This is a genomic window from Streptomyces sp. NPDC050636 (assembly GCF_040654775.1).
GTDB lineage: Bacteria > Actinomycetota > Actinomycetes > Streptomycetales > Streptomycetaceae > Streptomyces.
This window is the reverse complement of sequence record NZ_JBFAIP010000010.1, coordinates 93,688-111,508: the sequence shown is the minus strand read 5'-3', so window position 1 is coordinate 111,508 and position 17,821 is coordinate 93,688. Positions and strand designations below refer to the sequence as shown.

15 protein-coding genes and 2 pseudogenes are annotated in these 17,821 nt (G+C 66.0%); 7 read left to right on the top strand and 10 right to left on the bottom strand.

Annotated features, from left to right (window positions below):
* Position 1: 1 nt before the first annotated feature.
* The 4 genes from AB0I10_RS12465 (at position 2) to AB0I10_RS12450 (ending at position 3,495) form a co-directional block, all read left to right on the top strand.
* A complete protein-coding gene (locus AB0I10_RS12465; RefSeq protein WP_363152371.1) occupies positions 2 to 646 on the top strand; it encodes a hypothetical protein in 645 nt (214 codons plus the stop codon).
* A 268-nt stretch (positions 647 to 914) separates the two neighbouring features.
* A complete protein-coding gene (locus AB0I10_RS12460; protein WP_363152370.1) occupies positions 915 to 1,694 on the top strand; it encodes a hypothetical protein in 780 nt (259 codons plus the stop codon).
* Positions 1,691 to 2,554, top strand: a complete 864-nt coding sequence (locus AB0I10_RS12455) for an immunity 49 family protein (protein ID WP_363152369.1) — start codon at positions 1,691 to 1,693, stop codon at positions 2,552 to 2,554. Before AB0I10_RS12460 ends, AB0I10_RS12455 begins: the two co-directional genes overlap by 4 nt.
* Positions 2,555 to 2,643: 89 nt before the next feature.
* Complete coding sequence (locus AB0I10_RS12450; protein ID WP_363152368.1) at positions 2,644 to 3,495, top strand: immunity 49 family protein; 852 nt, start codon at positions 2,644 to 2,646, stop codon at positions 3,493 to 3,495.
* Positions 3,496 to 3,595: 100 nt separating this feature from the next.
* Here the strand turns inward: AB0I10_RS12450 and AB0I10_RS12445 are convergent, their stop codons facing one another.
* From AB0I10_RS12445 to AB0I10_RS12435, 3 genes are read right to left on the bottom strand one after another with little or no spacing between them, the layout of a single operon-like run.
* The gene (locus AB0I10_RS12445) at positions 3,596 to 3,811 is read right to left on the bottom strand and encodes a hypothetical protein (protein WP_363152367.1); all 216 of its coding nucleotides are present in this window, start codon (positions 3,809 to 3,811) and stop codon (positions 3,596 to 3,598) included.
* 4 nt (positions 3,812 to 3,815) lie between these two features.
* Positions 3,816 to 4,871, bottom strand: coding sequence for an N-acetylmuramoyl-L-alanine amidase (locus tag AB0I10_RS12440; protein ID WP_363152366.1), 1,056 nt, complete (start codon positions 4,869 to 4,871; stop codon positions 3,816 to 3,818).
* Between the two features lie 55 nt (positions 4,872 to 4,926).
* A complete protein-coding gene (locus AB0I10_RS12435) occupies positions 4,927 to 5,286 on the bottom strand; it encodes a hypothetical protein (RefSeq protein WP_363152365.1) in 360 nt (119 codons plus the stop codon).
* A 325-nt stretch (positions 5,287 to 5,611) separates the two neighbouring features.
* Between AB0I10_RS12435 and AB0I10_RS12430 the strand changes: the two genes are divergently transcribed.
* Both AB0I10_RS12430 and AB0I10_RS12425 read left to right on the top strand, forming a co-directional pair.
* Complete coding sequence (locus AB0I10_RS12430) at positions 5,612 to 7,015, top strand: S8 family serine peptidase (RefSeq protein ID WP_363152364.1); 1,404 nt, start codon at positions 5,612 to 5,614, stop codon at positions 7,013 to 7,015.
* 71 nt (positions 7,016 to 7,086) lie between these two features.
* Positions 7,087 to 7,308 (top strand): hypothetical protein, encoded by a 222-nt coding sequence (locus AB0I10_RS12425; RefSeq protein ID WP_363152363.1) that lies wholly within the window; start codon positions 7,087 to 7,089, stop codon positions 7,306 to 7,308.
* Here the strand turns inward: AB0I10_RS12425 and AB0I10_RS12420 are convergent.
* Positions 7,305 to 7,482: pseudogene (locus AB0I10_RS12420) on the bottom strand (IS5/IS1182 family transposase); the annotation flags it as partial. The gene AB0I10_RS12425 and the pseudogene AB0I10_RS12420 sit on opposite strands and share 4 nt — an antisense overlap.
* A 214-nt stretch (positions 7,483 to 7,696) precedes the next feature.
* Here AB0I10_RS12420 and AB0I10_RS12415 point away from each other — a divergent pair.
* Positions 7,697 to 8,071, top strand: coding sequence for a YidB family protein (locus tag AB0I10_RS12415; RefSeq protein WP_363152362.1), 375 nt, complete (start codon positions 7,697 to 7,699; stop codon positions 8,069 to 8,071).
* Between the two features lie 56 nt (positions 8,072 to 8,127).
* On the opposite strand, the pseudogene AB0I10_RS12410 reads toward AB0I10_RS12415, so the two are convergent.
* The 6 genes and pseudogenes from AB0I10_RS12410 to AB0I10_RS12385 all read right to left on the bottom strand — a co-directional run.
* A pseudogene (locus AB0I10_RS12410) lies at positions 8,128 to 8,388 on the bottom strand (IS5/IS1182 family transposase); the annotation flags it as partial.
* Positions 8,389 to 8,424: 36 nt separating this feature from the next.
* Positions 8,425 to 9,630 carry a hypothetical protein gene (locus AB0I10_RS12405; protein WP_363152361.1) on the bottom strand — a complete coding sequence of 402 codons (1,206 nt, stop codon included), beginning with the start codon at positions 9,628 to 9,630 and terminating at the stop codon, positions 8,425 to 8,427.
* 296 nt (positions 9,631 to 9,926) lie between these two features.
* Positions 9,927 to 10,886: a hypothetical protein gene (locus AB0I10_RS12400; RefSeq protein ID WP_363152360.1), complete on the bottom strand. Its 960-nt coding sequence runs from the start codon at positions 10,884 to 10,886 to the stop codon at positions 9,927 to 9,929.
* A 128-nt stretch (positions 10,887 to 11,014) separates the two neighbouring features.
* Entirely contained in the window at positions 11,015 to 11,947 is a 933-nt protein-coding gene (locus tag AB0I10_RS12395) for a hypothetical protein (RefSeq protein WP_363152359.1), read from the bottom strand.
* A complete protein-coding gene (locus AB0I10_RS12390; protein ID WP_363152358.1) occupies positions 11,944 to 12,861 on the bottom strand; it encodes a hypothetical protein in 918 nt (305 codons plus the stop codon). Before AB0I10_RS12390 ends, AB0I10_RS12395 begins: the two co-directional genes overlap by 4 nt.
* Positions 12,858 to 17,801 carry a phage tail tape measure protein gene (locus AB0I10_RS12385; protein ID WP_363152357.1) on the bottom strand — a complete coding sequence of 1,648 codons (4,944 nt, stop codon included), beginning with the start codon at positions 17,799 to 17,801 and terminating at the stop codon, positions 12,858 to 12,860. Before AB0I10_RS12385 ends, AB0I10_RS12390 begins: the two co-directional genes overlap by 4 nt.
* Positions 17,802 to 17,821: the final 20 nt, after the last annotated feature.

Genomic DNA, 17,821 nt, shown 5'->3' with positions numbered 1-17,821 from the left:
CATGCCGACTCTGATGCGCGCGCCGAGGGAATGCGGCTCATGGTTCTGGAATCTCGATGACGTGATGGAGCCAGGGCTGGAATCAGCTCTCCAGACGGCCGCCCGCATGTCTGCCCTCCTGCAGGAATACGAGTTGCTGGAGCCTGCGTCCTTGGAGTGGAGCTGGTTCGAGGTGGGCAAGGGTGGGCTCGGGATCCACAGCCGCCTCAACCTCGTGGGGCGTGCTCTGGATGATGCCGAGATCGCCGTACAGGCACGGGCATGCCAACCGGTTGGATGCCCAGCAGCAGAGATGTCGGAGATCCTGGTGGTGGGGCCGGGTACTTGGCTCGGCGCTGAAGGAAACCGACGTCGCGAACCTCGTCTGGTCGAACTCACCGTATCTCCCGACCCCGTCGATACCTCGGCGGAACTGTCGGTCTACCACGATGTATGGGGCCTATGCGACTTCCGGGGGAGGCCACATCCCGCCGTGCACTCGCAGAATGCCCCACGCCTAGCGGCAGCATTGCGCGGTCTGGACGGCTTGCTGGGAGTTGCGGCGGAGCCTGGCGAGCCGACCTATTTCGGGGTTGCTGAAGGCCATGGGATCAAGGCCCCCGACATCATCGACGGGCTCGGGCCCGATCTGACCGACTTGCTGTGACGAAAGGGTGGGGCGGACAGCCTGCCGAGCCTTTGCCCCTGGGTATCTCGCCAAATTCACCCACACGAGGTTGCGGGCAACCGGCGTGGCATGTGGCTGCCCCGTCGCCATCGCCTGCCTCACGCGCTCCAGGGAGCCACCACATTGGTGGCGCCAGGGGGCATCGGGTACGGGTAAGGCGGGCGGTGGCCACGGTACTGTCGTTCGCTGGCAAGTCGGGAAGGGCCATGGACCCGTTGACGTACACCGCCAAGGGTGTGAACCCGACGTGACCGAAATTTCTTCACGCAGGGTGTTGGAGCGACTGCGTGCCATCGGTTGGTCCGACGATTTCGGGGCATCCGATCACGCCAATTCGCGTGCTCTGCTCATGCGCGAATATTTGCGACGAGCGGCTATGTGGGCGCGTGCTTATGGGGCGGAGCAGTCTTGGCCGTTCTTCGACATCGCGGAGCACGTCGATGCGGAGCTCCAGACGCCCCCCGACGTCGCCGCCGAAGTGGAAGGAGTCCTGACCGGGCTCGCCCCGACTTCGCTGAAGCGGACCTGCCGAGCCGCTATCCGGTGGGCGGCGCTCCGTGACACCCCTGACGACCTGCCGGCCGATCTGCCAGACCCGTATGAACCGCTCCTGCTCATGTACGAACGGGGTGGCGGGTACTTCCTGGAGGAGTATCTCGACCTCAACGGCGTGATGATCCGGCTCGGCAACGTGGAGAGCAACGCTTCCGCCACGCCCTTCGTCACGCTCGCCCCAGCCACACTCGACGCCCTCGATGCCGAAGGTCGGATCACCTACTACGCGAAGGTCAGCGAGGGCTACCCCCGGCACAAACCGCGCGGAATCGTCCGGCGTCGAATCGACGAAGGTCAGACGCATGATGAAGCCTTCACCCGTCATCTCCGCTGGGAGCCGACTGAGTACCTCAAGTTGTACGACCTCGGTCACAACGAAGTGGACCATGTCGAGATCACAGAGATCGAGGCTGCCGCGTTCATCGAATCGGTGACGGCGAAGATCCTTGGCTCCCCTTCGGTCACACAGTGACCGTAGTTATTGCCCGTCATGGTGTGCCGGGAGGACCCGACGCCGAGAGCTTCGCGGAGCGGCTGGACGCGCACCTCGTCAAGGGCATCGACTGTCTTGAGGAGTCGACGGCCGTGATCGCCTCCACGTTCAGCACCGCTGTCCTGTCGCTGCGCGCTCACTGTGTCATCGACCCGCGGGCGGCGGCGGTGGAGACGTGGGAGGCCGCGGTCAACGCGATGCAGGTGGGCTCGGCGCTGTTCGCCGTGACGGGCATGAGCGAGGGGGCCGTCCAATGCCGTATCAACCGGAAGCTGCGGACCCTTCCGGCCATAGGCCCGCAGTCGACCGCCGATGCGGGTAACTGGCTGACGGCGTTCTGGCTGGCGGTCATTTGCCGTGAGCAGCAGCGGATGACGCAGTTGTGTGAGATCCCGCTGGATCGGCTGCGTTCGCCGGAGGGGCAGTATGACGAGTACATCTATCACTGGGTGGACATGCTGCAGACGTACTGGCTCCGGCGACCTGGACTGGCGGAGAAGCTCACCGCCACGCTCCGGGCGTCGGATCCGGCGGTGGCGCGGATTGCCCCGCAGGACCTGCTGCAGGGGCTCCTCTATCCGCCGATCAACCTCTTCTACCACTTCGTGCGCAGGGATGTGGAGGGCTTCAGCCCGGCCTTGGTGGAGGCGCTGAAGCTGCACAAGACGTACTGGACCATGGACGAGGCACGGGAAACGGACATCGACGGCAGTATCGCCCTAGGTCCGCTGGCCATCGCCTGCCTCGCCTATGACGGGGATATCCCGATCGAGGTCGAGTCCGAGTACCTGCCCAAGCACCTGCTCCAGCATGGCTGGCTCGGCGAGTTCCCCACCTGAGGTACCTGGCAGGGTGGTCGAGGCCGAACTACCTGGCCAGTGAGCTACTCAAGCGCGCCTGGCGGGGCGATTTCCGACCTGAGGTATAGATGACCACAAATATCCCCCGCCACCCCTTTCCCACGGGGAACGCGGAAGCGGGCCTCGCCGTGCTCCAAAACAACGCACAGGAGCTGATCGACGGGCTGGAGGCACGTTCCACCAGGCTGGGCGATGCCCTGGGCACCATGCTCACCCTGGCCAAGGCGCACTGCCTGATGGACCCGAGGGCTTCGATCTTCCCCACGTGGGATGCCTGGGTGAACGTGATGCAGGTCGGCTCCGCCGTGTTCGCTGCCGCGACCACGACCGAGGCGCGAGTTCAGTGCCGCATTGCGCACAAGGATCGGATACTCCAGGCCACCGGCCCGCAGTGGTATGTGCACCCGAACACCTGGCTCACTGCCTTCTACCTGGCCGTGGTGTGCCGGGAACGGGACAGGATCACGGCCCTGTGCCAGGTGCCGCTGTCCCTGCTGCGCGAGAACGGTTCGCGCTTCGACGAGTTCCAGTTCGCCTGGATCGACACCCTCCAGACCTACTGGCTCGGCGGCCCCGACCTCGGCCAGAAGCTGGTGGCCGCGGTGGACGGCGCGGACCCGGAAGCCGTCACCGACCCGGAGGCGGTGGGCAAGTTGGTGTACCCGCCGATGGAGATGTTCCACCGGATCGTCCGCAAGGACCACGCCAGCCTCAACCGTGTGCTCGTCGCCGCCCTCCAGTGGCACAAGGAGTACTGGAGCGAGGAGGACCGAGCCGCCACGATTCCGGGCCTCGTCGCGCTCGCGCCGCTCGCCATCGCCTGCTTCGCCCACGACGCGGGCATCCCCATCGAGGTTGAGTCCGAGTACCTGCCCGCCACCCTCCTGGGGCGCAACTGGTGCGGCGAGTTCCCTACGTGAGGCACAGGCCTCCTCCCGATGGTGCCGATCACGCCAGCGTCAGGAGGAGGCCGGGGCTACTTACGTAGCTCGAAGTCGCAGTAGGTCAGCTTCATTTGGTTCAGAGTTGTGTGGGCAGGGGCGGATCCTGGTGGAGGGCCTTGGCGGTCTTGCGGTTCTCCACACGCTGTACGGCTTCGCCGGTGCCGAGGACCGCGGCGACCAGGGCGAGGATCAGCCCAGTCGGCAGGTCATGAATGTAGTAGGCGATCAGGGACAGCGCCGCGGCGGCGATGGCGTACAGGCGGGTGCTGTGGGCGTGAATGAAGTCGATCAAGGTGTCAGTTCCCGTAGGCAAGTCGGTGGAGGAGGTCCCAGCCGCGCCGGCCGATGGCCGGGTCGTTGGGGCGGCCGGTGGTGAACAGGTTGTGCTTGCGGTTGAAGCCGGTCATGGCTTTCTGGGTGTTGGGGCCGTAGTTGTCGGAGAGAGGCACCGAGGGGTCGAGCCAGCCGGTGTCCTTCAGCGCCCGCTGAAGGCCCTTCGCAGACGGTGACGAGCGGCCCGGAGCAAGACCGTCCGGAAATGGAGGCGGCGCGTACGAACCTCCGCTCGCCTTCGCCGGGATCACGAGCTTCTGCCCGGGCTTGATGACGTACGGAGCCGTGATCTTGTTGGCCTGAGCGATCCGCTCCCAGTTGATGCCGAGCTTCTTCCCGATGCCGGAGAGCGTGTCGCCGCTCTTGACTACGTAGGTTGAGTTGCCGCCACTCTTCGATCCACCGTCAGAACTGCCGCTGGATGGCTTGGACTTCAGGCGCGCGGCGATCCGCTCGCGCAGCCAGCTCATGGTGAAGCCCTTGGGGTCGATCTTGCCGGGCTGCCACTCGCGATGTCCGATCACCGAAGCAGAACTCCACCCGTGGAAGCGGCAGAGCACGGTTGCCGCGCGCTCGATCGCATCGAGCTGAGCCTGCGGCCAGGGGTCCACTCCGTCGCCGAGGTTCTCGCACTCGAACCCGTAGAAGTGAGTATTGCCGTCCGTATCGGCGTCATTGACCGAGGGCAGCGACCGCTCCGCGACGACCGCGCGCAGCACATCACCGTCTCCTCGGCCGGCGTGGTTCGCCCGACCATTACCGATGAGATAGACGGTGCCGTCCTTCGCGATCATGCCGTGGCACAGCGGGCCCGGCAGGCCCGAGTAGCCGTTCTCGCAGATGCTGACTGTGCTGGTCGTGCCCGACGTGACGGTGTGGTGGATAATCACCCCGTTCACTGGGCCCCACGGCCCCTTGTGGTTACGGTTGTGGCCACGCCATCCCGGCCGTTCTACGACTTTCACGCCCTCGGTGCGAAGGGCCGCGACCAGGCGGTCAGGGCTAATGGGTGTCGCCAACGCTGGCGCTCTCAATCTCCCCGCGCCTCAAATTCATTGATACGTGGCTCCGTTGCTACAGAGCCGATCCCCGCGAGGCGAGCCACAGCTGCACCGTCATCACCAGCAGCGGTGAAACGAAGGAGCTGATCACCAGTCGGCGCGTTGCGGCCGCCTGGTCCTGATCCTCGCGACGCTGTTGGGCCGTCCGCTCCGCCAGTTGTTCATGCTCTCCACGCAGGCCGGCCAGCCCTGCCTCGACCTGGCCAATCCGCTGCTCGATGGCCCGCTGGTCTGCCCGGTAGACATCCTCGGTGACCACGTGATCGAGACGGGCAGCGAGCTGAGCGAGATCGCCGCGCAGATCCTCGCGCAGCTGTGACACGGCGCGGTGCAGCTCCCACAGCGTGGGCTCGGCGCTCGGCGGCACGGTCACCGCAATCACTCCTGGCTGCCCCGCGCCCTGTCTCGATCGTACGGGTGCCAGCATCCCGCCTCATTGCATGAGGGAGCCTCCCCGCTGCGACAGGGAGAACATGACTTCAGACGTAAAGGCGAAGGTTTCCGATTCAATCAATAATCCCTAAACCGTGCATCGCTCACCGATACGGAACGAGCAAGGTCATCACTCCGTTGTGGTGAATGATGGCCCTGTGAGCGCCTCAGAAGGTGCGGGCCCAGTGCTCAGGTGGGAGCGTGATTCCGTAATCCCACACAAGACACGCCCAAGTCGGCGCTCGCCAGCAAGGAGTCGGTTCAAAATGGCAAAGGCTAAGGTTCTCGTGGAGCTTGAGAGAGGGCTGCACAAGGAAGGATTTCAGGCATTCAGCGCCGCCGTTTCCTCTGAAAGTAACGCGTACGAGCAGTGCGCCTATGCGCTGGAGTCTACCGCTGGTCTGGGCGTCGAGCCGGACGAAAATTTGGCTCCTGTGCCAATGTTCGGAACCCGCTCGGGAGAAAACGGCTATGACATGCCGTCGGACCTTGCTGCCTTCGCCGACCCTAACACAAATGATGACCTCCCTGGTGCGAGTCTAGTGATCCCGGTGGAGGTCGATCACTCTAATCTTGACGCATTGCGCGAGCGAGACGGCGTCGTCGGCGTTTGGCCGAATTCACGACTGTTTCTCTATGGTGATGAGGAACCGGGCATCGAGGAGATCGAAGTCCAGACCTTCGATCTCGCCCGGTCACGCAGTGGAGTCGATTGCAGGCCTTTTAGGCCGGCGGTCGACATCAGCGTCATTCGGCAACTCCTTGGTGTCTCCCCTCTATGGCGCGACGGTTTCCGCGGCCAGAATGTGGCTGTTGGAATCATCGACGAAGGGATCAATGGAGACGCATACCCGGTTTCTGGGGGGTTTGCGAGAATTGGGAGCTCGCGTCAGCCCGGTTCAGCTCCTATTACGAGTCACGGTTCCATGTGTGCTGCGGACGTACTCGTTGCAGCACCTGCAGCCCGCCTGTATGACTATCCATTCCTCGGCGTGCCCAACTCAGGTGGTGCCCTGGCAATGTTCCAGGCAGTTCTGGATCAGCGTCGTATTGATGGAACGCCCCATCTGACTACAAATAGCTACGGCTACACGGGAGTGCCGGATCGCAACGATCAGCCCTTCCATGAAGTTCACGATTTGGATCACCCACTGCACCGCAAGGTGCGCGAGGTGGTAGCGTCCGGAGCGGCTGCTTTCTTCGCTGCGGGTAATTGTGGAGAGCCATGCCCCACCGGTAGATGTCATCCGAGTGGCATCGGGCCTGGTCTCTCCATCCATGCCTCGAACAGCCTCCGCGAAGTGATTACGGTTGCTGCGGTGAACAGTCGTCACGAGCGTATCGGGTATTCCTCCCAGGGGCCCGGCATGTTCGAAAAAGAGAAGCCGGACCTCGCTGCTTACACGCATTTCTTTGGTAACTTCGGCCCTGGGCGACCAGGTGGGACCAGCGCGTCACCGTTCGACAGCGGAACGTCAGCGGCAACGCCGATCGCGGCCGGCGCGGCGGCACTTCTACTGTCAGCGTTCCCGGAGCTGTCGCCTGGCGATCTTCGCAAGGCGCTTTTGGCTGGCCTGGTCAGCACAACAGGCTCGCCCTGGGATCCGGGGTATGGACAGGGGATCCTGAACGTGGCGGCGTCCTACTGGAACCTGCTCCACAAGCCGTGACTCCTGGCGCGTGCCGACATCGGGAGTAAGGTTGCTTCGATACCTAGACCGCCGTTACGTCGGAGGCTTCCATGAAGTGGCTTCTGAGGGTCCCCGTAGATGCCGATCTTGACGATCTGGCGACGAAGCTATCTGTCATTGGCTGCACGCTCGATGATCTAGATCCTGTGCCGCAGGAGCCCGACGAAAAGATCGTTTACGCCGAAGGGCCACGTGATCTTCCGGCGCGACTGTCCCAGATCAGTGTTTCCGTGAAAGCCTATCCGAACTCGGAATTCGAGTTCTACAACTAAACGCCGTCTCCTTTGAGGCGGCAGTCGCGCAGGATCTTCCACCTCTTCATGCGTGTGAAGGTGTGCTCGACACCGGCACGGACCTGTTTGCGGGAATGAATGTTTCCTCTTTCCAAGCGGTGGGGGGGGCTGGCCAGCGGCACGGCGGTGTGGGATGACGAGCCCGGCGCCACAATGCCTAGCGCAAAGAGGTGGATCCGGCCTGATGGCAGTCTGGACAGGCGTGGCAACTCCATAGCAGCACCGGGAATCGGTAGTTTCGTCGCATTGTCAGTCAGGAGCCTTGAGCGGTTCCTGACCACCTGCGACGAAAGGCGCAGTCATGCCCGAGAGGACTTCGAAAGACCTACCTACAAGTCAGCCCAGTAGGGACGGTGCAGCCAATCTTGTGGGCGCTCTGCTCGGCTGCTACGGCCATGACGTGGCGGGCGAGGACAACAACCCCTTGGAAGAATTGCTGAACGAGCTGGAGAACGCCGACCTCGGGGATCAAGCCAGATCCTGGCTGAGTGCCGACGAGAACGAGCTAATCAGCGGCGCGGAGCTCGGGTGGGCGCTGCCTGACGACGTGATTGACCAGGTGGCATGGGTAACAAATACGCCCGTCCAGGAGGTCGCCGACCAGCTCGCCTTGGTGCTACCGGAGGTGGTAGATCGGCTGACGCCAGACGGTCAGATGCCGCCGGAATCTTTGATGGACCTCGTAGAACAGCACCGGCTGCCGACATCCACGAAGCGTTCCTCAAACTGGCCTGTTGTCTGATCAGCCACCGACAACACAGCTCATTGCGTTAGCGGTTGTTAGAGCATGTCGGCTCATCGTTCCCAGCGGATGCGAAGGCGCTTGAAGCCGTGCAGTCAGGTGAACGTCCGCTCCGCGCCCCATCTGTAGGTGCCCAGTCCGGTGTCGTGCGGTGTGCCGCGGAGGGCGATCGCGGGCACGATGCGGCGGGCGCGGACCTGGTTGCGGTAGACGTCGTGATCGTAGCCTCGGTCGGCGAAGAGCGAACCGGGCTTATGGCTGGGGTGGCCAACGCGTTCCCGCACCCGCGGGATCGCATCGAGCAGGGGAAACATCTGCTTGGGCTCCCATGGTTGTTCGGCTATCCGCACTTCTCAGTTCGCCCTGCAACTTACCCCGTCGAATCCCACCCACGATGCCTTGCTGCCGACCATCGGATACAGCTGTAGTGCTCCGCTGGTGTAGATGTCCAAGCGCAGGACCACTCCGCCGGCCGTGGACGGAATGAGCACTCGGCGGAACGCAGCAGGCCGGTAGCCCTCCGGAAGGAGCCCGATCTGTCGGCCGGGCCGTACTTCCGGGTCCTTCAGGTCGACATACCCCGAGAGTTCGATGGTGCGGTGCGGCGTAACGCGAACTTGAGGGGGCACTTGCCCTTCGGTGACGTTGGCCGAGAGCTGGATGGGGCACCAGTCCGTACCTCGATGGGAAACCCACGTGCCGACGGTGATGTTCTCGGGGGTGACGGTGGTGGTGGCATCACCGCCGGAAGAAGTCGTGCGCACGGTGACCTTGGCGCCTTCGACGTCGAGCCAGGAGCGAGCCCCGACGCTTCCGCGGTCGTTGCCGGAGGCTTCGCGGCCGTCCTGCACATAGATCCTGAACAGGCCGGTGTCCTTGGGGCCCTTGGCGCTGATACCAGCCGCGCTGACCTCGCCGTGGTCCTTATTCAGCCCAGTCGTTGACGCGAGGACGAACGCCCCGCCTTGTACGTCGAGCTGAGGGGAGAGCAGGGTCAACTGGGCTATGTCGGGCCGCTCCCAGCGGTCGAGCTGGACAGCGGGCGCGGTCAGCTCGAGGGCGGGATATGCCTTCCCGTCCGTCCTGATATTGGCGCGCAGGCTACCGGGTGCTTGCTCCAGGTCGGAAGCGGAGTGCAGGAGCAGTGAGGGGATTTGCTCCATGGGAGCCGGTGGATTCGGCGTGACGACTACGCGGCTGCCGCTTGCTCCGGTACGTACGGTGCTGCCGGTGACAACTGCGCCGTCGATCGTGCCGCCAGTGATGTGCTTGCCGGAGATCGCATCGGCGGCGATGCTGTCCGCCGTCACGGAACCTGCTTGGAGGTCTTTGGTGCCGGCCCGTCGTGGGGTACCGGCTACTGCATCACTGGCGGAGCCAGCGACGCCGGCCAAGCTCCGGCCGCGTAGCTTCACCCACCAGTCGGTGTACGGCAGGGGCACAGTGCAGGAGCCACCCTGTGGGGTCTCGATGGTGTCGCGCAGCGTCCCCTGTGTCGGCTCGAACTCAGGTGACGGGCCGACGTGGACCTCCACCCGCGCGAAGTCCAGCGGAGCCACCGCTGCATCGGCGAACCCTCCGTCCCAGGACACGCACAGGGCCCCCAGAGCCGCTTCGACCTTCGGGGCAGAAGGCTTCGGAGGGACTGGTCCGTTGACGACGGATACGCCGCTGGTGCCGTCCGGTTGCTGCCCGACGAGGGCACGCAGTGACCCCTGGGCGTCGTACACCTCCAGGGCGCCATCTTCGATTGAGGCGTTGGCGAGCTTCGGGGCCCGGGCGAGGGCCTGGACATGCTTTTCCAGGAGGGCGAGTCGGGTACCGATATCGGCAGGCAACAGAGTGTCCTTCGGGGTTAGGCGGCCGAGCCGTAGTGGTAGGCATCGGCGCGGGTGAGCGTGAGGGAGGCGGTCTCGCCGGCCCCGGTGTCGGGCCGTACGGTCCAGCCAGCGATGCGGCACCAGCCGGACCAGTTCGTCCACTGGTCGCGGACGGATATGCGCACGTCGTCACCGACCTGCCAGGAGCCGATCGGCGCCTGTGAGTGATCGCGGACGGTGATCTGCTCGACGTGGCCGAGCGACTGGCGCCATGCCCGCTCGGCTTTGGCGCGCCGAGCCAGCACGTCCTTGCCGCGTACCTCGGGCAGCTCCAGGACGTGCTCCAGGCGCAGCCTGCGGTTGCGGACGGCTTCGATCGCTCGCTGCTGGGCGCGTCCTTCGCCACTGCCGGTGGCGATGACGACCTGCGCGTACTCATCGGCGCTGTAGGTGACCGGCGGGCTGTCGATGATGTTGATGCCGCTGGTGAACGCCACGTCGGTGCGCCGTGCTCCCAGACGCGGGTAGCCGAGCCGGATGCGGCGGACCGGACGCAGGTCCTTGTCCCACCAGGTGGTGCACGTGTAGTCGGGGGAGTCCGGCTCTTTCATGAGGTCGTCGAACTGGTCGCCGAGGACCGGGGTTTCCCACCAGCGCGAGTGCCACGGCTCGGAGGGTGTGCCGACCATTGCCTTCGACGTGGTCGCGTCGACGCTCAGCTTGAGGTCGCCGTCCGGGATCGATTGGGCGTAGGCGACGATGTCTCGCGCGATCTTGCACGGGTCCGCGCGCACGTAGGGGCCGCGGCCTCCGAGCTCACCGTCGAGGTCGTGCCGCTGCTGCAAGTAGGACGTCCACCCCGCCGCCTCCACCTTCAGCTCGTCACCCTCTGGCTCGGTCTGCCAGATCAGCCCGCCCCACCGCAGCTGCCCGTTGCGCTCGGCGTAGATCAGCGTCGTCCCGGGATCCGCCAGCTCAGGGTGCAGCCATGCCAAACGAGGCGACAGCGACCCCTTGAGATGGCCGGGGCCATTGAGCTCGGGTCCGAACTCAACGTCAGTGAGAGGCAGGTGAGGCGATAGCCATTCGCCTGTCAGCGCGTGCTGGGTGAGGTACCGGTAGGTCACACCGGGCCCTCGGTGAACTCGACGTCGGCGATGATGGATGTGCCCTCATCGACGGAGAGGTCACCCTTGTCGCCCTTGCTCATCCGGGCCCGCAGGAACAGCGGCTGGCTGGTGCCGCGGTACTCGGCGGGGAGCGTGAGGGTGTCGGCGACCACGGCAGTGGTGCGACGGATTCCCTTGCCCTGGTCATCATCAACGACGGTGCTCTGGCTCTCGGCCTTGCCCAGAACGATCTGCATGACACCGAAGACATTGTCGAAGTCGAGCCGCAGCCCCGCCAAGGTCACCACGATGATCGCTTTCGTGGCCCAGTCCGGAACGGGGATCATCCAGCGGGCCTCCGGCGGCCACGCGTGCCACTGATCGTCGTCCTGCCACGCCTTGGTGAGCTTGTGCGGATAGGCGGTGTGCAGGGTGCGTTCCCGCCTGGGGTTGGCGACCGTGCGCAGGTCGCGGATCATCGCCGCAGTGATCGTGGCGGTGTTCGCGGGGATGTCGAGGCGGGCTATTGCGATGCCGGTGACGCCCTTGGGCGCGTTGGTCGTGGTGGGGGAGACGTTGGGGACGACGTCGAAGAAGTTGATCGCGTCCTTCGCCGGGTCGAGGCCGCCCTCGTACTCCGGGTCCTGAACCTTCAGGACGATCAGGTCTGAGCGGGGTGTGGCGCCGGTGGGGGCGACCGGCACCGTTTCCGTGCCGATGTTGTAGGCGGTGTACGAGCCCTGCCACATGTTCGCCTTGCCATGGATCACCGCCGAGCCGTCCGCGACCTGCACGCCCGAGCCGGGTACGGGCAGCGGCGTCACCTTCAGGTCGGTGGCCTCGGTGATGCCCTCCATTCCGCGACTGAGGTCCTTGATCATCATCCGGAACGTCTGCGCGCTGTGGGTGGCGCCGTCGACGAGCAAAGGGGCTTGGGCGAGCGTCATCGGGGGTTCGAAATCCTTCGGTCGGATAGGGAGATGTAGGCGTCGCGCCACTTCGCTGTGAGGCGTGCGGTCGCGGTCGGATCGGAAGCGGTCCAGCGCAGTTCACTGCGCCCAGGCGGCAGTACGAACGTGTCCAGGCGGGAGGTGGTGGGGGCGCTACCGCCGTTGTCGCGGGTGACGCGAATCTGACCGGGGCGCGTATCGACCCGCACCCACTGGCCGGCGGCGAGCGTGACCGGCAAGTCGATGGACCGGCCGGTCTCGACATGCGTGATGACCGGGTTCGCACACGGCCCGTGCACGGTGATCACCGGATGGGCGTCGACGTCGCCGTTGTTGGTCACCCAGCCGGGGCGAGTCTGCCCAGACGGATTGCCGCTGGTAACGCGGATCGGCGCCTGCACAGGGGCGGTGAAGCCACCGCCGGACAGCCAGCCCAGCCGCAGATGGGCCTGCTGCTCGAAGTCGGCAGAGAAGCGTGCGTAAGGGGCAACGAACTCAAGGTCGAGCGGCACCCAGCCCAACGCGGCCTTCTCCAACGTCGGGTCGATCTTCCGCATCCGGCCGAACAGGACCCGCACAGGCGAGCCGGGCCACTTGATGCGCAGCGGCATCAGCGCCCCGCCCACCGTGCGCACCCCTGCCTCGTCGGCGACCGCTTCCAGGCCGGCGAGGATCTGCGCAGCGGCGGCCGGGTCGCCCGGCGTCTTGATCGCGCAGTCGATGCGCAGCGTGCGAGCCTCGTACCAGTCCGGCGCCAGCCACGCGCCATCAGCGCCCGGCTGCGGCACCACCTCACCACGCACACCGGCACGGCCCAGCCCCTCGATCTCGGCGATCGGGATACTCGTGTCGTGCCCGAGGACGATGCCGCCGAAGTCGAGCTGGAAATCCTTGAGTTCGGGTGCGCTCATCGCAGGACGCCCCCACGCTTCGCACGCCGCATCTGATACGAGACAGCGGAGGTGATGTCGTCCGCCGAGGCACGGCTCTGGGCGACGTGGATGGTCTGGGAGCCGATCGCCGGGGCCTGGTGCACGACGACTACGCGGGCCCGCCCAGCGGCGGCGTCGACGAGACGGCGCGGGGTCAGGGAGTAGCCGAAGCGGTCCGCGGTGTCGGCAAGCACAGCGGTGGCCCGTCCCCGTTTGGCCGGGGAGTGAGGGATGTACGACTCACCGCGGGTCTCCCGCTCGGCGAACTTGATCAGCCCGTTGTTCGAGGAGTAGACCCCTGGCTCCCACATGCCGCCGTTGGCGTACGCCTTACCAGCGTTCGCCTTCACCAGGTCTGCGAGGAACCGGTCGGCCTTGCCCGTTTTCTTTATCTGCCCCTTTGCCCGGTTGGCGACCTCGATCAGCCGGTCCTCTTCGATGCTGGTGAGGTCGGCCACCGCATGGATGCCGCGGCCCTTCGCCAATGCATTGATGATCTTCACGAGGTCGGTGAGCTGATCCCCATCCAGGACCCGGCCCGCATCGTGAGCGGCCTTGTTGGCCTGCTTGGCCTTCTTCGGATCCTTCGCCGCCTGCACAGCGAGGGTCTCGGCACCCTCGTCGTTCTGCTCAGCCAGGCGCTTGGCAAGCGCCCCGTATCCGTTCGCGGCCAGCTTCGACAAGTTGTTCTGGAAGGCGGTGGAGTCCTTGACCGCGTTCTGCAACTGACCGGTGTAATCGGCCAGCGTCGCCTTCGCGGTGCCAGCGAGCTTGGTGAGCTGCGCCGCCATCGACTTCACGTACGTGCTGGATCCGCGGGCCATCTTGCGGGTGAGCGTGACGCCGTCCTCACCCATCTCCTCCAGCGCCTTGGCAACGTCCGTGCCCGCGCGCTGAGAGACGGTCGTCAGGTCATCGCGCCAAGCGGAGGCAGTGCGCACCGACCTGCGCAGGTTCCGCTCGAACATGCCGAGGTCGAAGTGCTCTGTGCCGTCCTTGCCCTTGCGCTGTGACTTTGAGATGACGTCGGAGATGGAGAAGCCTGAGTCGCCGAGGGGCTGGTACGACCAGTTCGACAGGCCGCCGTTGGCGTACCAGGCGATACCGGACGGATCACCACCGAGCCGCCGCACGATCTCTTCCGTGATCCGGCGCGAGCGAGGACGCTTCGACTCCGCGAGCGGGACGTAGCCCTCACCTTGAGTCTCCGGCTCCGCCCACACACGCATCGCGCCAGCGGGCGCTATCTGCGCCACGTGGTTCTCGCGGACACCACCGTCTGCGTAGGTGACGACTCCGCCGTCCTTCTTCCACAGCGGGACGCCGTTGACTATCGGGGGCCCCAGCGTCTGAGTCTGGACGTAGTTGGTGATCGTCCGGCCGCGCAGGGAGTCGATCGCGGACTGGATCGTCGCGACGCCGCTCTGTGCGGGGCCGGTCGGCACCGTTACAGAAACGTTCTTGCTGCCTGGGATGTCGGTGACCTTGATGCCCAGGGCTTCGAGCTGAGACCGCGCCTCACTCGTCGGAGCACTTACGGTCACGGTCTTGCCGCCGGGCACTCCGGCGATCTTCTGCTTGACCGCCTCCAGGCTGCTGATCGTCTCCTGCGTCGAGGAGGTGACCTTGACGTGCTTGCCGCCCGGAGTCTGGGCGATCTTCGAGATCAGGGCATCAAGGTCCGTCAGCGCCACGCCGGTAGGAGCGGTGACCTGGACACGCCGATCCTTCAAGTCCTTGATCTTGAAGCCCAGCTTCTCCAGCTCCTCGCGGGCCTCATTGCTGAGGGTGGCGATGGTGACGATCTTCTTTTCCGGGGTCGCCTTCAATGCCTGCTGGACGGCGATCAGTTCCGCCATCGACTCGTCCATACCGGCCGTCTGGAGAAGGATGGAGACCTGCTCGGGCACGAGCCCGGCCGCGTCGGCGAGCTTCGCGGCCTGCTCGGCGCCCAGCCCGAAACCTTGAGCGGTGGTGATGGCCGACTCGCGGGCGGTCTCCATCTGCTGCTGCGCAGCCTTCAGCGCCTCAGGGACGGTCTTTCCGTTCGCCTCCGCGTACTGATACGCCGCGAGCGCGGCGTCCGCCGAGTTCGTCGAAAGGCCCTGCAACAGGTCGTACAGCTTCTGCCCGTTGCGGGTGACGGTCGAGAGTGAACCGTCCATGTTCAGCAGGGACTTGCCGTACCCCTGTGTCTGGTCGACGCCGCCCTTCAACGACTCGGACGCATCGGACACCGAGCGGTTCAGCCTGGCTTCGGCCGCAGAGAGGTTCACCGAGCCGCCGGCGAGGACGTTCAGTGCATCGTGCAGTGCACGAGCCCGGGTGTCGGCATCCGCAGTGGAATCGGACAGGCGGCGCATCGCGTCGGAGAACTTCCCGAACGGCCCGACCGCATCGGCCGCGGTCCGGCCTCCCGTCCCGGTGGCGTCGGCGAGGTTCTTCGCGTCCTTGACGGCATCGGACATCTCGCCCTTGACCGACCCGAGGGCATCAGCGGCGTTCTTCGCCTTCTGGCCGAACTCGGTGTACCCAACTCCGCCGCCCTTCATCGCCCGCAGGTTGGCGCCGGCTGTCGCGTTCAACTCCGACTGAAGAGTCCCCAGGGACTTGCCCTGCCCGAAGTAGGAGTTGGTGAGCTCCCGCATGGAGATCCCGGCGTCCGCCATGACATCGACCAGACGCTTCTTGCCGTCATGGACCTTCGTGTCCATGAGCGACTGGGCGGCTGCGACACGGACGCTGTCCGTGACCGCACCATTGGACTCCCGCAGAGCCTGCGTGAGAGTGCTGATCCGAGACTGGTGTTCCGCTGCTGCTTGGGCGGCTCGCTGCTGGTGAGAGGCGAGCATCGACAGCCCCACACCAGCAGCGGCGATGGCGACACCCCATGGGCCACCGAGCGCGCCCATCAGCCCGCGGGCCGCACCACCCAGACCGACGCCGATGGACCGGGTCAGGCCTGCGACCGGTCCGGACGCTGACCGGAAAGCCGAGGTCATCTGCCCGACGATCGGAATGCGCGTCTGCAAGACGGCGAGAGCCTGCCCGACCCGGCCGATCGATTGGCCAGATGCGGCAGCGATCTGCTGCTGCTCCCGCATCTGCTCGCCGAAACCCCGGAACGCCTCGGTGACCGGGCCAGCGACCGTGCTGCCCAGCCGCATGAACATCGGCGTGACTCGGCGGGCCAGCAGCATCGCCATGATCGCCGTCTGCACTGGGCCGGGCAGAGCAGCAAACCCCTGAACGAGCCAGGCGACCGTGTGTCCGATCGGCACGAGCACCCCGGAGACCGTGCCGGCCGCAGACGAGACCAGATTCAGGGCCGTGACGACCATGTCGAGTGCTGTCGACCCGGCGTCCGACTCGTCTCCCAGGTCACCGATCGCCTCGGCGACGGGGGAGACCGCGGAGCCGACGTTCCGCAGGATCTCCATCAGCGCGCGGCCGCCATTGACCAGGACGTTCAAACCCGCCGCGGCGGCATCGAACGTCAGCTCCTTCAGCGGCTTCCCCACCCCGCTGAACGCGTCCGTGAGCTCGTCGACACCGGATGCTGCCGCTGCCGAAAGCCCGGGCCTGGCCAGCGTGTACAAGTCGCGGGCGTAGTCCAACGCCTTCGCGAGCGGTGGTGTCGCCGCCTGCAGACCGGACGTCGCCAGCCGCGTCACCTTCTCCAGCGCGGGAGCGGCAGCCGTGTAGAGGACCTGGCCGGTGTTCTTCCACTGCGTCTTGAGCTGGGTGACCGCGCCCGACAGCCCCTTGGTCTGGGAGGCGGCGATTTCCTCCGCTGCTCCAGTGCGGGCGATCGCCGTGTGCATCTGGTCGTACGCCTCGACACCCTGATGCGCGAGCGCCGACGCCCCGGCCAGGGCGGGCTTGCCGACGACGTTGGAGAGCGCCCCCAGGAAGTCCTTCTGCGACATCCGGTGCTGGGCCTGCTCGAAGCCCTCGATGACCGTGCGGAGGCCCTTGAAGTTGCCCTGCGTGTCCCAGGCTTCAATGCCGAGCTCTGCCAGGCCCTTGCGCATGTTCGCGGTCGGCTTGGCGAGGTTCGTCAGCATGCCGCGCAGCGACGTTCCTGCCTTGGAGCCGAGAATGCCGGAGCGGGCCAGCATCGCCACCGCCGCCGAGGTGTCCTCGATCGAGATGCCCAACTGGGCGGCTACGGGGCCCGTGTAGGACATCGCGTAGTAGATGTCCTGCAACCCACCGGACGCCGCGTTCGCGGAGGCGGCAAGGACGTCCGCTGCCCGGCCCGCATTGTTCGACGACAGACCGAACTGGTCCATCACGTCGCCGAGGTACCGGCTCGCGTCCGCTGCCGAGAGGTTGTCGGCGGCAGCGAGCTGCATCGCCGCCCTCGCGTTCGCGATCGACGACGTGGAGGTCTGGCCGGCCTTGGCCAGCTCCAGCACCGCGTCCGCGGCCTTCGCAGCGGACGTGCCGGGGATGTTCAGGTCGGCGCCGAGCTCGCGGGCCTTCGCCGCGGCCTGCACCATCTCCTGGCCGGACGCGCCGGTGACCGCGCCCCACTTGTTGATGGCGCGCTGGTACTCGTTGCCCTCTTTCGCGATCTCGGCGAGCCCAGCGACGATGCCGCCACCGACGACGAGATTGCGCAGGTGGTGCGCTTCCTGCCGGGCGCCGAGCAGCCCGTGCCTCAGCTGCCGCATCGAGGCGTGCCCGTCCGAGCCGACGCGGCGTAGACCGGCGCGGGCACCGTCGGCGTGCCGTCCCAGGGTGCGCAGCCCGGATGCGGCGCCGCGTGCACCGGAGCCGGTCTGGCCAAGCTGCCGGTTCAGCGCAGTGACGTCCCGGCCCAGTGCGCGGACGGCGCGCGATGCCTGCCGGACCTCGGACAGGAGCCGGGACGCGTCGGCACGCATCTGCACGCTGAGCTTGTAGTTCGACACCTGCCGGTGCCCTTACTCCC